We start from the raw sequence: 1,499 nt of genomic DNA on the forward strand, positions 1-1,499 counted from the left end.
TCGTTGACCTGGTCCGGCGGCAGGCCCAGCACGCGGGCCACGTCGCGCACCGCGCTGCGCCCACGGTAGCTGATCGCCACGGCGGTCAGCGCGGCGCGTTCGCGGCCGTAGCGGTTGAACACGTACTGCAGCACTTCCTCGCGCCGTTCGTGTTCGAAGTCGATGTCGATGTCCGGTGGTTCATCGCGCTCGGCGGAAATGAAACGCTCGAACAGCAGTTCCATGTGGCTGGGGTCGATTTCGGTCACGCCCAGCACGAAGCACACCACCGAGTTGGCGGCCGAGCCGCGGCCCTGGCAGAGGATCTGCTGGCTGCGGGCGTAGCGCACGATGTCATGCACGGTCAAAAAGTACGATTCGTACTGCTTGCCGTTGATCAGTTTCAGTTCGTGCTCGATCAGGTCGCGCTGTTTCGTCGAGGTGCCACCCGGCCAGCGCCAGCGGATGCCTTCTTCGACCAGTACGCGCAGCCAGCTGGCCGGGTCATGGCCCGCCGGCACCAGTTCATGCGGGTAGGTGTATTGCAGCTGTTTGAGATCAAACGTGCAGCGCGCGGCAATGCGCAGGGTTTCTTCCAGCAGTTCGAGCGGATACAGCGCGGCCAGCGCCTGGCGCGTGCGCAGGTGGCGTTCGCCATTGGGAAACAGGTGCCAGCCGGCATCGGCCACGGTGCAGTGCTGGCGAATCGCGGTCAGGGTGTCCTGCAGCGCGCGGCGGCGGCGCACATGCATGTGCACATCGCCGCTGGCCACCAGCGGGATGTCGTGGGCGTAGCCGAATTCCAGCAGCGCCTCGAGCCGTTCCACGTCGTCGGCCTCGCGGTGCAGCTCCACCGCCAGCCACACCCGCTGCGGAAAACGCGCCTGCAGCCAACGTGCATCTTCGGTACTGGGCGTGCGTGCCGGCCACAGGCACAGCAGGCCTTCCGGCAGCGCGTCGAAGTCTTCGCGCAGGCACTGGTACTGGCCCTTGGGCGCGCGCCGACGGCAGGTGGTGATCAGCTGGCACAGCGCGGCATAGGCGGACAGGTCGGTGCACAGCAACACTACTTTGGGGCCGTTTTCGATCTGGAATTCAGCACCGGTGATCAACGCCAGTCCGTGCTTCTTCGCCGCCTGCCAGGCGCGGACGATGCCGGCCAGCGAGCACTCATCGGTGATCGCCAGCGCGCGGTAGCCCTGTTCCCGGGCACGCTCGAACAGTTCGTCGGCAATCGAGGCGCCGCGTTGGAAACTGAAGGCCGAAAGACAATGCAGTTCGGCGTAGTCGGGCAGCCCGGTGCTCATGCGAACCAGCCGTGCAGCATGAACGGGCCGTGGCGGGCCCCGGCGGCGGTGTAGGCCCAGCCACGCTGGCCGGTGCCGGTTTCGACCACGTAGTAGTCGCGACGCACATCGCCTTCGTCCCACCAGCCCGACTCGATCCGTTCCGGTCCGGACAGAATGCGCAGCTGCGGGTCGCGCAGTGGCTGCGGGGTCGGCAGCAGCCAGCCCGGGCGC

General features: G+C 67.0%; 1 protein-coding gene and 1 pseudogene. Both read right to left on the reverse strand.

Translation table 11 applies throughout. The features are described from left to right. Positions 1-1,286, reverse strand: a 1,286-nt coding sequence (locus tag EGJ34_RS21665; RefSeq protein ID WP_125362445.1) for a PHP domain-containing protein, incomplete at its 3' end; no start/stop codon positions are given. Then, positions 1,283-1,499 (reverse strand): annotated as a pseudogene (locus EGJ34_RS21670) (DNA polymerase Y family protein); the annotation flags it as partial. The pseudogene EGJ34_RS21670 and the gene EGJ34_RS21665, both read right to left, overlap by 4 nt.

The organism is Stenotrophomonas sp. 278 (assembly GCF_003935715.1).
Classification (GTDB): Bacteria; Pseudomonadota; Gammaproteobacteria; order Xanthomonadales; family Xanthomonadaceae; genus Stenotrophomonas; species Stenotrophomonas maltophilia_AH.